This window comes from Leisingera sp. ANG-Vp (assembly GCF_000813725.1).
Classification (GTDB): Bacteria; Pseudomonadota; Alphaproteobacteria; order Rhodobacterales; family Rhodobacteraceae; genus Leisingera.
The window spans coordinates 21,261-35,618 of the sequence record NZ_JWLD01000036.1 but is presented as its reverse complement, the minus strand read 5'-3'; the positions used below and the strand labels follow the sequence as shown (position 1 = coordinate 35,618).

Sequence of the window (14,358 nt, the reverse complement as noted above, 5' to 3'; positions counted from 1 at the left end):
AAATTAGAGCATAGGTGTTCCAGGAAATATTTCAGAAGCTGAAAAATCTTAGCGACTATGTGCTTCCGAAACACGGTCGATGAAATCAACAATAGGTTGCGCAAACCACTATCCGCACTTAGAAATTTCCCACGCAGTCAATTTTGGCTTCGCCAAGACAGAACTATCAAGAACGGACTTTCCATGAACCCCACCGAGATCTTCGAAGCCCTGGAACAGATCTCCGACAAACCGTTCGACGCTGACGAATTCCCGTTCGATTTTGCCCAGGCCACGGATGTCGCCCAGGCGGCCATTGCTAAGCTGCGCAATGGCACGACCAACAAGTCGGATCAGCCCGGCGGCGTCCTGGTCAACAAGAAGTTCCACTTTGCGCCCGCCACGACCGGCATGGCCGATGTCACGTTGGAAGCGCTGCGGAACTCCAAGAAAACCGCAACGGCCAAGCCGGCCATCCTGATCGCCACCGATGGTGAGATGGTGGCAGCCCAGCAACGGGTCAGTGGAGAGACCCTGCATTGCCGTTTTGACGAGATCGGGGACAAATTCGGCTTCTTCCTGCCCGCCGCGGGCAAGGAACGCTATGAGGCGGCCGAAGAAAACCCGATCGACGTCAAGGTCACCGCCAAGCTGGCCAAGCTCTATGACGCACTGGTGCGCAAGAACCCGGATTGGGCCAGTGATGAGCGTCGGCATGAGATGAACCAGCTGATGATGCGGCTGATCTTCTGCATGTTCGCCGAAGATGTCGGCATCTTTCCCGACAACCAGTTCAGCCAGATCCTGTTCAACCATGCGGGCAACAAGGGCGAGGAAGCACGCGAGGTGATCATCGCGGCCTTCACCGCCATGAACTGCCCCAAGGACAAGCGAAGCGATCTTCCTGCTTGGGCGGGTGACCTGGAATATGTGAACGGCGGGCTTTTTGCGGGATCCATCGACGCGCCCGTCTTTGACGTGACCGCCTATCGCTACCTGCGCGACGCTTGCGGCGAGGATTGGCGCGAGATCAATCCGGACATCTTTGGCTCCATGATCCAGTCGGTGGCTGATCCAAAACAGCGCAGCGAGCTGGGGATGCACTACACCTCGGTGCCCAACATCATGAAGGTGATCGGGCCGCTGTTCCTGGATGACCTCGATGGCGAGATCGACAAGGTCTGGGAACGACCCAATGGCTTGCGCAGGGTGCTGACACGGATCGAAGGGATCCGGGTTTTTGACCCCGCCTGTGGGTCGGGCAACTTCCTGGTCGTGTCCTACCGCCAGCTGCGGATCCGCGAGATGCGGATCCTGGAACGGCTTGAGGAACTGACGGGTGAGAGCACGAAGGAAATGTTCTCAGCCGTAAAGATCGCCAATTTTCACGGGATCGAGATCACCGATTTCGCCGCCGAGACCGCCAAACTGGCGTTGTTTATCGCCGAGTATCAGGCCAACGCTGTGTTCAAGGAGGTCTTTGGACAGAGCCCGCCCAGCCTACCACTGCGCGAGAGCGCCCATATCGTTTGCGACAACGCCCTTCTGATGGATTGGGAAGAAGTGTGCCCACCTCCTGGCGAAGGGGAAGAGGTTTTTATCGCGGGTAATCCGCCATTCTTGGGTGCCGCCAACCAAAACAAAGATCAGAAGGCCGATTTGGCTTTCGTTTTCAAAGATCACATAAAAAATTTTGCTGCCTTCGATTTTGTCGCGTCATGGTTCTACAAGGCAGCTCTCTACATCAAGGGGAAGGCAGCACGGGCCGCATTGGTGTCGACAAATTCGATTTGCCAGGGGCAGTCCGTTCCGCGCCTCTGGCCTCATCTTCTACAGGATGGAGTGGAAATCGGATTTGCTCATCGTGATTTCAAATGGCGCAACAACGCCTCTGCCAATGCGGCGGTCATTTGTTCAATCATTGGGCTTCGAAATGGCTCCAGAGCGCCGCAGCGCTTGTTTGCCGACGGAGTTGAAACTGAAACAGATCGGATCAATGCTTATCTCGTTGCAGGTCCAAATCTCTTCGTTGAACCCCACAGCAAAGCGCTCTTCGACTTACCATTCATGACAAAAGGCAACCAACCCACTGACGGCGGCCATCTCATTCTGTCACCGAAGGAACGTGAGGATCTTGTTGCCGAGCACCCCGCCAGCAAGGCTTTCATACGCCGGTTCATGGGATCGCAAGAAATAACCAAGGGCATCGAGAGATATTGTCTTTGGATTAAACCGGATGCCATCCAAGAGGCATCTCAGGTTTCTGAAATACGTTCCCGGGCCGAAAAAGTAGAGGCCTTTCGATTGGCAAGTCCAAAATTGGCGACGAACAAAGCAGCAGATCGCCCTTTTCAGTTTGATGAAATCCGTGTTGACCCAAATTCCCACTCCATCCTCGTGCCGCGTGTCACGTCCGAACGTCGCCCCTACCTTCCAGTCGACCGGGTCGGAGCAGATGTCATTTCATCTGACCTAAACAATATACTTTACGACGCGCCCGGCTGGTGTCTCGCCTTGATCGCCTCGCGTATTCACCTGATCTGGATCGCCACAGTCTGCGGTAAGCTGAAGTCCGACTTTCGCTATTCCAACACCCTGGGTTGGAACACCTTCCCGGTGCCGAAATTCTCAGACGATCAGCTTGAGGACCTCAATTCCTCGGCGCGCAAGATCCTGAAGTGCCGCTATTCCCATTATCCAGCAACCATCGCCCAGCTCTATGACCCGGACAGGATGCCCGATGATCTGCGCGCAGCGCATCGGGCGAATGATGAGCTGTTGGAGACCATGTATATCGGGCGGCCCTTCCGTAATGACACCGAAAGGCTGGAGCATCTATTCAAGCTCTATGCCGCCAAGATCAAACAGATAGAAAAACAGGCTGCGAAAGGCAAGCGCGGCAAAAGGAGCAAATAGATGGCTCAGATGCTCAATGTGACCTACGGGCGCTCGAAATCCTCGACCAACGCCATGGGCATGCGTGAAATGCAGGCGCGTGCCTATGCGGCGCGGGCGGCGCAATTTCTGCTGCTGAAAGCTCCTCCGGCGGCAGGGAAAAGCCGGGCGCTGATGTTCATCGCACTCGACAAGATGCGCCATCAGGCCCGCGAAAAGACTATCGTCTGCGTGCCAGAAACCTCGATCGGCGGGTCGTTCCGCTCGACGGATCTGACCAGCTACGGGTTCGAGGCGGATTGGGAGGTCGAAGATAAGTGGAACCTCTGTCTGACCGGAGATGACGCCCAGGACCGCAAGGTGAAGGCCTTTGTGGATTTCATGGCGTCGGACGCAGAGGTGCTTGTCTGCACCCATGCCACCTTCCGCTTTGCTTATGACAAAGTGGTGGAAGATCAGGGGATAGAGGCGTTTGACGATTGCTTCATCGCGGTGGATGAATTCCATCATGTCTCGGCGTCGGATCACAACCGGCTCGGTGTAATCCTGCGGGCCCTGGTGGCGCGGGAAAAGTGTCATCTGATGGCAATGACCGGCAGCTATTTCCGAGGCGACGCCGACCCTGTTCTTCGCCCGGAGGATGAGGCTAAGTTCACCACGATCACCTACAGCTACTACGAACAGCTGGAGGGCTATGAACACCTCAAGGCGCTGGGGGTGAATTACCAGTTTTACAAGGGCAATTATACCAACGGACTCGCGGGTGTTCTGGACCCAGCGCAGAAGACCATCATTCATATCCCGCACCGAGTCTCGTCCGAGGCGTTCGACGACAAGAACAATGAGGTCGGGAAGATCATGGATTTCCTCGGCACGCACGTCGGGCGAGATCCGGAAACCGGGTTCGATCTGATCGAGCTGCCCGAGGGACGGATTCTGAAGGTTGCCGACCTCGTTGATGACGGTCCAGGGCGCGGCATCGTCAAGACGGCCCTGTCGCGTGAGATCAAGGGCGCGGGTGGCAAGCGCGATGACGAGGCGGATCGTGCCAAGGTAGACATCATTATTGCACTCGGCATGGCCAAAGAAGGATTTGATTGGGTCTGGTGCGAACACGCGCTGACCATCGGCTACCGTTCCTCTCTGACAGAAATCGTGCAGATCATCGGCCGCGCCACACGCGATGCACCGGGAAAACCGCGCGCGGTCTTCACTAATCTGGTGGCCGAGCCGGGGGTGGAAACCGATGTGGTCTCAGATGCGGTCAACGACATGCTCAAGGCGATCTCCGGCTCCTTGCTGATGGAGCAGGTTCTGGCCCCGAACTTCAAGTTCTACCGCCGCGAAGACGGGGACGTGCGTGAGCCCGTGCATAGCGATGGCCAGGGCAACGTCATGATTGGCATCAAGGGCTTGATCGAGCCGCCCACTGAGCGCGCCAAGGAAATCTGCGAGCAGGACATGCACGATTTGCTGGCCGCAGCCTGTCAGGCAATGGACAAGCGAGTTCTGGCGCCTGACACGGCCCCTGAGGTCGCTACCCAGATGGTTCTGACCGACATCATCGAAACGCGCTATCCGGACCTCAGTGACGAAGAAACCGAAAGCGCGCGTCAGCATCTTGCAGCCCATATGAACATCCTGACTCTTGCCCGCAAGGAAGAGGAGCGCGGGATGGCGGAGGCTGCTGCGGTTTTTGAAGGCAAGCCAACTGATGTTGACGACAACGGTGAGGAAGAACCAGAGGGCGCCCCGAACACACTTCTGCAAATGGTGAAGAAATTCATCAACGTGCGCGAAATCGACGTCGATCTGATCGACAGTGTGAATGCCTTCCAGGAACGGTTCGAAGTCGCTTCCAAGTCGCTCGACGCTCAGTTGCTGCAGCACGTCCAGTCCGCCATGGTCGCCATCCGTGTCGCCATGACCGAGGAAGAGGCGCGCACGCTTTGGCCACGGATCAAGGCGTTTCGGGCAGCAGAAGGGCGCGAACCTAATCTGAACTCGCCTGATGCATTGGAGAAGCGGATGGCCGAGGCCTTGGCCTGGCTCAAAACCCAGAAAGCCAAACGCATGCGTGAAGGGGCGCTCTGATGTCGAGACCCACACTTGATGACATCTTCGCCGAGCCGGACGAGTTTGGCCTTCTTGAGGTCGCCCCTCAGAAGCAGGTTGCGACGAAATCTGACGGCGGGACAGCAGTTCTCAGCGACGTAACACGGTTTTTCGAGCAGCACGGTCGTCTGCCGGATCCGGACGCGGAAGACCACGAAGAGATGCGCCTCGGAACCATTTGGGACAAGTTGAGGCAAGCCCCAACTCAAGACATGTTGGGGGCGGATAGGCTGGGCCTCTTGCCTGCCGCAGAACCTGAACACGCGAACTGGCGCGACGAACCTGCGGAAGAGGTCATCCCGGACAGTCTGGACGATATTTTTGCCGATGACGATCTCGAGGTGCCAACAGAATTCTCGGACCTGCGTCATGTCACGCCGTCTGCAGAGAGGCATCAGCCGGAACATCGTGCAGAATTCTTTCCCTGCTCGGATTTCGACCAGTTCGAAGCGAAGTTTTCGCAGATTCAAGCCGCCTTGGAAGTGGGCGAGCGGAAAACAAAGATCGTCGAGAAATGGGCGGTTATCGAACCTGTCGCCGGGGATGTATTCATCCGAAATGGGCTTCTGTGCCTCGTAGTTGAGCGGATGCGCAAATCGTCAGGCGGGCTTTCTCAGGAAGATCGGCTGCGCATCGTTCTGTCCAACGGCACGGAAAGCGACCCCATGGTCGCCTCATTCCGCAAAGCACTGAACGACGACAAAACCGCCCGTTCCGTTCAGAAGGTTGGATTGGGGCCACTCGATCCGGAGTGGGAGGCTGACCAGTTGACCGTCACTGGGACGATCTATGTCGCAAAGTCCTTGTCCGATGATCCGAATATCCGGCCACACCGCGACATTCTTCACAAAATCGGTGTGACCAGCCAGGACGTTAAACGGCGTGTGGCTGATGCAAAGCATGACCCCACCTTCCTGCTGGCCCCTGTTGAGATCGTCGCAACATACCGGTTGGGGAACCTACCCAGGGAAAGGATCGAGAACCTTCTTCATCGGTTCTTCGAAGCAGCGCGTCCTGCAAAACTCACTGTCCCAGATCGTTTTGGCAAGAAAGTGCACCACCCCAAGGAATGGTTCTTTGTTTTGCCAGAGCATGTGAGTCATGCCACAGCGTTGATCCGAGAAGGGCGGCTGCATGAGTTCTGGTATGATCCGACCAGCCAGAAAATTTCACCCAAAACCAAGGCATCGTAACCCGTCGAACTATAAGGCTGGTTAAAATCATTAGGAAAAACAAATGGAAGCACGAAACCGCACAATTGAGGATTGGTTTGCTTGGATCCGCGATGGTCATGTCGTGCTTCCCAGGTTTCAGCGGTTTGAGGCATGGGGATGGTGGCAGGTTCAAGGCATCCTGGAAAACATCCTACGCAAACCGGCACTGCCTGTTGGAGCTCTGTTGACCCTTGAAGTTGGAGAGACACCGCCGTTCCATGCACGCCCGATTTCCGGCGCTCCACAACCCCAAGGTCGACCTGGCTATCATCTATTAGACGGTCAGCAGCGTGTTACAGCTCTCTGGCGCAGTCTGAATGGTCTATACCCGGACTTTACCTACATGGTGAACGTTGACAGCAATGAGGAGCCCGAAATCGACGCCATTCGACGGTATGACAATAAGGGGCAAAGGTATCCTCGTTGGTGCAATAGCCCTGTAGAAACCTGGAAACGGCGTCGCATACCTGTCGAAATGCTCGCCCCGGATGAAGCAGGCCGTGGTCGCTTGAAAGTCTGGAGCAAAGAAGCGGCCGCTGGTGATATGGATTTCTATAGTGAAATCAACGAAATCGCAAACGAGCTCCGAGGACGCATTGCCAAATTTTCACTACCATTTCTTTCACTTCCCTTGGGCACTTCGAGGGATGCAGCGCTTGACGTTTTCATCAAGATGAATACCCAAAATACCGCGCTGTCCGCGTTCGACATCGTAGTGGCACAGGTTGAAGCGGAGATGGATGCATCACTCCACGAAAAGGTTGAGGCACTAAAAGCGGCTGTGCCAGGCGCCTCAAGATTTGGTGATCCTGGTGAAATAGCAATGCAGGTGGGAGCCATTCTTTTGGGTCGACCACCAAATCGCGCGACTTACCTATCCAAGGATTTTGGGGCATCCCTCGCAAAGAATTGGGCTGATGTTGAGCGAGGCTTATTAAGGGCCATCGGCTTCCTTGCCGAAGAAAAAATATTTAATGCCAAGCTTCTACCTTCGGATCCTATTCTCTCGGTGCTGGCAGCTTTTTGGGCTACCGCGGCAGAAGGGAAGGATGCCGAAGGAGCTGCTCGACGTCTGGCTCGAAAAGCGCTCTGGAGCGGTGCTTTCTCGGAACGCTACCAAAAGACAAGCGCGACCAGAGCAGCCCTCGATGTTCGACAACTGATTGCTTATCGCGATGAGAATGGACCTCTACCTGAACTCCTGGACCGTCAACGCACTCCACTGCCGACAGTTGGGGAGCTCAAGACCGGTGGTTGGCCGAAGACGAAAGATCGTCTTGGGCGCGCCATCCTGACTGCTTCGCTACGCATCGGCGGGTATGACTTTGCCGATGAAGCACCCTTTGGCCAAGAAAGTTTCGAAAAACGCGAATACCACCACTTGTTTCCTAAAGCTCTACTTGAGAAGAATTTCGAGAAACGTGACATATTTTGTGCATTGAATTGCGCACTAATTAGCTGGCGAACCAATCGCTCGATTGGAGCAAAACCACCGGCAACCTATATCGCCGAACGTGCTAAAGAAATCGATATCGACGAAGCCGAAGTAAGTCGCCGCCTCAGCTCACATGCCATTCCTGTGGAAAAGCTGACAACTGGTGACTTCAATGAATTCCTTGAGGCACGAGCCAAAATGATAGAAGGCGTGATGTTGAAACTTTGCGATGGTGAAAACGTAGGATTGCACGACGTATTTTAACCACGCACAGCAGGAGCAGCCGTGTCTTTGTAGCTGGTCAGAGCGCCGTGCAGATACAGGCCAGGGGCTCTGCATCTCCTCCGGTTCGTTGTGACCATCGATATTGCACGCGTCGAAACATCATTCTCATGACGATCCCAGCAGGAACGCACAGCCAACGCCGCGGTGAAGGCTGGCAGTGCACCCCTAGTGACTAGACTAGCTCACTCCAGGCTCAGTTGATCTCGAGGACCCGGACTTCCTTGATTTGAACCCCGACCTGGTATTCGACCTCGTCACCGACTTGGGCATCAATCAGGGCCTGGCCGAGAGGTGTGTGAACCCCGACCTGGCCATTCTCGAGATCATTGCCCTCTTTGACGAGCGTGAAGGCAAGCTTACGCCCCTCCTCCGAAAGGTTCTCAATCCTGACGTGGCTGCCGAGACCGATCATGGTGACGACGGATTCGGGTGCCATGCGGGTCGCAGCAGAAATCTCTGGGTCTTTGTCGACTGAGTTTGCTACTGCGTCCCCCTCGGTGTCACCCTGCATACGGTTGAAGAGTTCATCCTGGAAGAGATTCTCCTGAACGGCCTTTCTCCGGGAGGTTAGCGAGTTAGCGGCGCTTTCGGGTTCCTCAGCGATCTGGGTCAGAAGGGCAACCGGACTATCTTTCTCAACCCGACTTCTAGGGAAGTCGGATGCCTTGGCGCGCTCAAGCGCGACATTGATTGCCTCGCGCAGGCGCTCGACTTGGGTGCGGGTGTCATTGAACCAGTCCGTCGACCAAATCCGGTGGAAATGCCATCCAAGATCTTCGAGAACTTCCTGGCGAAGCCGGTCGCGATCACGGCTCGACTTTGAGGAGTGGTAGCTCGCTCCATCGCATTCGACGCCGAGTATGTAGCCGTAAGGCCAGTCCGGGTGCCGCACACCGATGTCTATCCGGTAACCAGCGGCGCCGACCTGAGGCACCGCCTCACAGCCTATTGCTTCGATCTGCTTAGCCACGTAGTCCTCGAAGGGGCTTTCAGTCTCGCCGCCGCTCCGCGCGCGGTCCGGCACCCGCCCTGAGCCACAATACTCGAGCCAAGCCCGGAACATATGCACGCCGCGGTTCTTACCTTCGTCAACGAGGATGTCGGTGGGCTTGAGCGAGGTGAAGGTCACGATCTTTCGTTTGGCCCGGGTAAAGAGCACGTTGAGGCGGCGATGGCCGTGGCTCGAGTTAATCGGGCCGAAGCGTTGGTGCGGGCGTCCGCCCGCTTTCTCAGGTCCGTAGAGTGTCGAGATGAACATGACATCGCGCTCGTCGCCCTGGATCGTCTCAAGATTTTTAACGAAGAACTCCTCAAGCGCGTCGTTGCGCTCCTCCCAGTTTCGGACATAGTCTTCGACATGTGGGTTGCGTTCGCGCTCCCGCTCGAACTCCTCGAGAATGAGCTCTTTCTGGTCGGTGTTCATCGTGCAGACACCGAGTGAGAGCTTGGGATATTCCCGCATGTGGCGGAGCACGGCGGCAACCACCGCGCGCGCCTCCGTCTCGTTTGTCTTACCACGATAGGTCCCGCTGGTCTCGACGAGGTGGACACCGAACTCAGAATCGTTCTCCCTGGCGGAAGGGAAGATCGTGAGTTTGCCGTCATACATCCACTCGTTCGAGAATGTGATCAGCGCTGAGTGTCGAGAGCGGTAATGCCAGCGCAGCTGACGCACCGGGCGAAAGGTCATGTTCGCCATGTCGAGGATGCTCTCGCTGTCCTCGCGCAGGTCCTCGTCTGTATCAGACTCGTCAAGCATTTTCTTGAAGAAGCTGGTCGGCGGCAGCTGCTTGGTGTCGCCCACGACAACCGCCTGATGGCCACGACTGAGCGCACCGACGGCGTTCTCGGGCGTCATCTGGGAGGCTTCGTCGATAACTACGAGATCGAAGGTCAGCCCGTCATGGAGATACTGCGCCACCGCGAGCGGTGACATCATCCAACAGGGCTTGAGCTCGAGAAGCGCCCGGCCGGCACGACGGGTGAGGTCGCGCACACCGATACGATTCCGCTTCTTTCCCATCTCATTGCGGATGAGGCTCATATTGCTGAACTGCGACTTCGGGCCGACGTTGATGCCGGCAGGTGGCCGGGCGTCAGCGATAAGTTGGCTACGCACGACCTCGCGCGACATTGCGATGAGCTCGCGATCCTTTTCCGCAATCTCCGCCCGGATGCGGTCGAAATCCTCACCATCGTAGCCTTGCAGGTGGTCAGCATAGATCTCAAATGCGCGATCAGCCATCGCCTTAGCGATGATGGCTCGCGAGATCGGCCCCAGGCGCTTGGGGTCAAACGCGGCGCCCTCTTGGAGGACCCAGTCGACGAGCGTGCCGAAGCCTTGCTCGCGAAGGGTTGCTTCGCTGCGACGTAGGCGAGCGCGCTCCATTAGCGAGGATGGGTCGCCCGCCGCGTGCCGAAGATCGTCCGCACGCACCGCGAGCGCGGCAGCCCCCCTCGCTTCCTCAGGCAGATCGAGACGCTCGCAGAAGGCAGCGGCCTCGATCGAGATCGCGTCGTGCTGCTCTCTAAGCTCAGATAGTAAACCGAGAAGAGCCGAAGCCCGCCCGGACTTCAGAATTGAGATCGCAAGGCCTGGATCGGGTGCCGCGACAAGCGTCTCGGCGAGACTACATTCCAACGTGAGCGTGTCGGTCTGTGTGCTCACTCCCCGGAATCGGTCGCCAATGATCGCCGATGCAGGCGAGACCTCGATTGCTTCGGTTAGCTCGGTCTCACGGCGCTTAAGCAAGAGCGTCTCGTTGATCTCGTCGAGCGGGACGGTCTCTCGCTTCCCGAAGAGAGTAATATGACCCTCAGCTTCATGGAGCCGCGTCTTCTCAAGGTCGAACTCTTCCCGCAAGGCCGCCTCCTCACGCACAAGCTCCTCGAGAGATTGTTCAGGCACGTGAACAAGTGCCGCGAGGTGTTCAAGATCTGCTATGTCACCGCCCTCGAGCGAGGCACGCAGCGCTTCGTCTTCCCCGGCAATTTCCGTGCAAGTGGCATAGAAGCTCCCAATCTCTGAAATCATCGCAGGTGTCGTGGCCAAGCCGCGGAAATGTTCGCCGAATACCGCCTTAAATGTCTCATCGGCTTCGAACGCGCGACGTTCCTCGAGCCAGTCGGCGTAAGCTCTCAGCCGACCGGCCATGGCTTCCCGAGTTTCGCCCACCTTTCCACCTAGCGTATCGACGTAGACACTGCGGGCGATCTTGTAGGCGCTCGACATGAATCGGAACACACCAGCATCGGCGATCGTGCGCCCCGCCTGCCTCACGATAGCGGGATCGTGTTGGTCGGCATGGGGCAGAGCTTGGCGGATACGGCCGAGTGACGCCGATAGCTTGGCATGCCGTATCTGAAACTGCGCCACCGCGGCTCCGACTTGACGCATGGGGTCCTTTTTGCGCAGTTCCAAGACGGCGCCGGAAGTATCGAGGATACGTGCCACATCCTCCTTAAGTTCGGAGAGAGGTTTCCGTGTGCTCTTGGCCCAGTCCGCCGGAAGAGCACGTGCGGCATCGAGCACTCTCGCCGTCCAGCATAGTCTGTCTTCGCTCTGAGCGATGCGCTCGCGATGGGCGGCCGGGTCGAGGACGGCGCTGTTCCGGGCGGCGAACTCCTTCGCCTCATGAAGGCGGCTGTTAAGATTCCAGCCCTCAGGGTCAGGCAGCGCGCGCGATAGCCGGGCAACAACCGTCTGGCGCTCCTGAACTTGGCCGCAGAGGTCGCGCACCGAGCGTCGGCGAACAGGGTCGGAGAGGGTTTCTACAAGGGCGGGATCGAGAGAATCGCCATATTCTGTCATCGCGGTGAGCAGAGCCTCGAGGCTGGCGAGATCTACCTCGAAGACAGAGGCGCCGAGAAGCGGCGCAAGCTCCGAACCGCGTGCATCTCGCTCGAAAGTATCTAGACTGTCAGCGAGGCGTCCCGCGAGTTCGCAAGTGTCCTCTGCGTCGTCGCGGTTGAGGATAGCAGCCCGGGCATCAAGCCAGAGCCTTGGCATGCGGCTGATCTTGCGTAGCCGCTCGGCAAAAGCTTCCGCGTCAGCAACTAAGGCGTCGATCTGTGCCGAGTTGAAGGCTTCCGGTGAGGCGAGTCGAATGCGGCGCACTTCGCGCGGGATCTGCTCGCGGATCTCGCTCGTGGCGATGCCGTGTCCGATAATATCATAGACAGAATACCCTGAGGTGCCGAAATCGGCACCGAGGGCATTGAGGTAATCCTGCAGAGACTGACGGCGACGCTCAAGCGCATCCTGGCGGCTGGCGAAGTTACAGCGAACGCGGTCGTCGGGTCGCTCGACCCCAAGCCGTTCCTCAAGACTCTGGTATACCTTGTCGCGTGTGCCGCGCCCCGCCTGGAGGGGCAGGATGAACTCACCGAGCTCGACGGCCTCAAGGCGATTTCGCACGACATCGAGCGCGGTGAGCTTCTCAGCGACGAAGAGGACCTTCTTACCGCCAGCCAGCGCCGCGGCTATCAGGTTCACAATGGTCTGGCTCTTGCCCGACCCCGGCGGCCCTTCAATGCTGAGATGTTCGCCATTGGCCACGTCGACGAGGGCCGAGAACTGGGACGCGTCAGCGTCCATAACCAAGTGCGGCACCTTGCGGGCGACCTCCGGGGTGTCGGTGCCGTAGACATCTGCATAGGCGCTCTCGCCGGAGCCCGTGGTGACGAGGAGCGACTTCACGACCGGGTTCTCGGCTAGTGGCCGCCTCGTTGGGTCAAGGTCGTGATACATGGCGATCTTCGAGGACGGGAAAATGCCGAAGGCGACTTCGCGACGAACTTTCCAGTCCCAGCCCTTGGGCGCGGCCTTGGAAACTTCAGCGAAATACTCCTCAATCGAGCCGGACTCGTAACCTGGCAGCTCGAGACGGTGCTCGGCGGCAAGTTTCTGCTTTAGCGTGGTGTTGACGAGAACTCGGCCTTCGCCACAGATCTTGAATTGTGCGCCCTGCGGCGATTTCTTCCGCTCGATCCGAATTTCGAGAAGGAGGAGTGGGCTAACGTATTTCTCCCGTTCGCCAGGGTTTTTCCATTCGAGGAAACCGAAGGCTGCGTGGAGCACATTGACGCCGGTTTCCCGCTCAAAACCGCGCCCTTTTTCGAGCAACCCTTTCGCAACACGGCTGAGCTTGTCGGGAAGCATCAGTGTCTGGATGTCGGTGTCGTTGTGCCGCCCATCTTCGTGCTCGTCCTCCGGATAGGGGAGCGCGAAACCCGGTGAAATGCCGTGGGCCCGCGCGTGCTCAGCGAGCGAAGGGCTTTCCTTCGTCTGCCGCTCGGGCAGGCCGAGAGCCGCGCGCACCCGATCTTTGAGGGCACGCTCGATTTTCAGCTCTTCCTCCGCATAGGACTTCGATCCGGGGTCGAGCGCTTCGAGTTCATCCAAGTAGGTCTGGTCCTCGTTGCGAGCGAGGTGCAGAGCGTCAAGGAAGTCGTCGGTTTGCTCGTCAGGCAGCTCCTCCTCGAGTGGCGGCAACGAGACTAGGCGCATCGCCGTGCCATTGGTAAGGTTATAGCGAAGGATGTCGGGCAACTCATCAACTACGCGGAGGACATTCGTCGAATTCGGCTTGAACTTGATGTTGATAAGCGGGTTACTGCGGGAGGAATCTAGCAGACGCTTTCGAAGTTCTTCCAGGCGATCCGCAGCGAGTTGGATGATCTCAGGACTGGAAAGCGGATCATCAGAAGTTTCGGTATACGTAGTGTTTGGCATGTATCCTCCGTATGACTGGCCGGTCGATCCGAGCTCCGCCCATTTCGATCAACCTATGGCGGAAATTTCGCGACGACAATGCTTTAGAGATACCGAACCCTAGAAACGCAATAACGAAAGCCAATCTCGATAACGGAACAGCTCTTCGCCTAAACTTTGAAGTTTCCATTGAATGCGCAACACCCGTTTCCGTGCGCGTGGAAAAAGCCGAGACAGCTGTTTTCGAACCAAGCCTGAGCGCCGGTGATTTAGCTACCTGCGGCTGCAATTTCTGCTCGACCGCTAGGGCTGGAAGCTGAACCGGAAGAAGCCGTATCGGATCGACATCAAACTTGGCAGCGACGGTCTCCTATACTCCGGCCGCCCCCAACAGCCATTATTGTTCGTCCTGTTTTTTAGCAGCAATTGCGCTACGCCATCACCTAGGCGACCAGAATCGCAATTGTAGCGAACGTCAGATCAGTCCCGAGTATTTGCGATCCGTGAGGCTAGGCGACTTAAAGGCGGCGGCAAAAAGACCTACTTTCTCGTTCTTGGAATTGAGGTTCGTCATAAGAAGAGCTTTGTGATGGCGCCCGTCACCCCCATCAAACACGCTGCTATGAGAAAAGGCACCAGAAACGTGTCCACGTCGATCCGATACCGCTTAGATTGAATCCTAGCGATTGCAGCACGCATCTTTTCGTCAGCGAGCTTCAGAT

The 14,358-nt window shown here is 57.2% G+C and carries 5 protein-coding genes; 4 read left to right on the top strand and 1 reads right to left on the bottom strand.

The features are described 5' to 3' along the window. Positions 1–183 precede the first annotated feature (183 nt). Genes RA20_RS12250 through RA20_RS12235 form a run of 4 tightly spaced genes read left to right on the top strand, consistent with a single transcriptional unit; the run spans position 184 to position 7,902 of the window. The gene (locus RA20_RS12250) at positions 184–2,895 is read left to right on the top strand and encodes a class I SAM-dependent DNA methyltransferase (RefSeq protein WP_039128939.1); all 2,712 of its coding nucleotides are present in this window, start codon (positions 184–186) and stop codon (positions 2,893–2,895) included. Next, entirely contained in the window at positions 2,896–4,968 is a 2,073-nt protein-coding gene (locus tag RA20_RS12245; RefSeq protein ID WP_039128935.1) for a DEAD/DEAH box helicase, read from the top strand. Next, positions 4,968–6,182 (top strand): GIY-YIG nuclease family protein, encoded by a 1,215-nt coding sequence (locus RA20_RS12240; protein ID WP_039128928.1) that lies wholly within the window; start codon positions 4,968–4,970, stop codon positions 6,180–6,182. The genes RA20_RS12245 and RA20_RS12240 overlap by 1 nt, the downstream gene beginning before the upstream one ends. Before the next feature lie 43 nt (positions 6,183–6,225). Further along, entirely contained in the window at positions 6,226–7,902 is a 1,677-nt protein-coding gene (locus RA20_RS12235) for a DUF262 domain-containing protein (protein WP_039128925.1), read from the top strand. Between the two features lie 214 nt (positions 7,903–8,116). Here the strand turns inward: RA20_RS12235 and RA20_RS12230 are convergent, their stop codons facing one another. Beyond that, entirely contained in the window at positions 8,117–13,657 is a 5,541-nt protein-coding gene (locus RA20_RS12230; protein WP_052248982.1) for a DUF4011 domain-containing protein, read from the bottom strand. Positions 13,658–14,358: the final 701 nt, after the last annotated feature.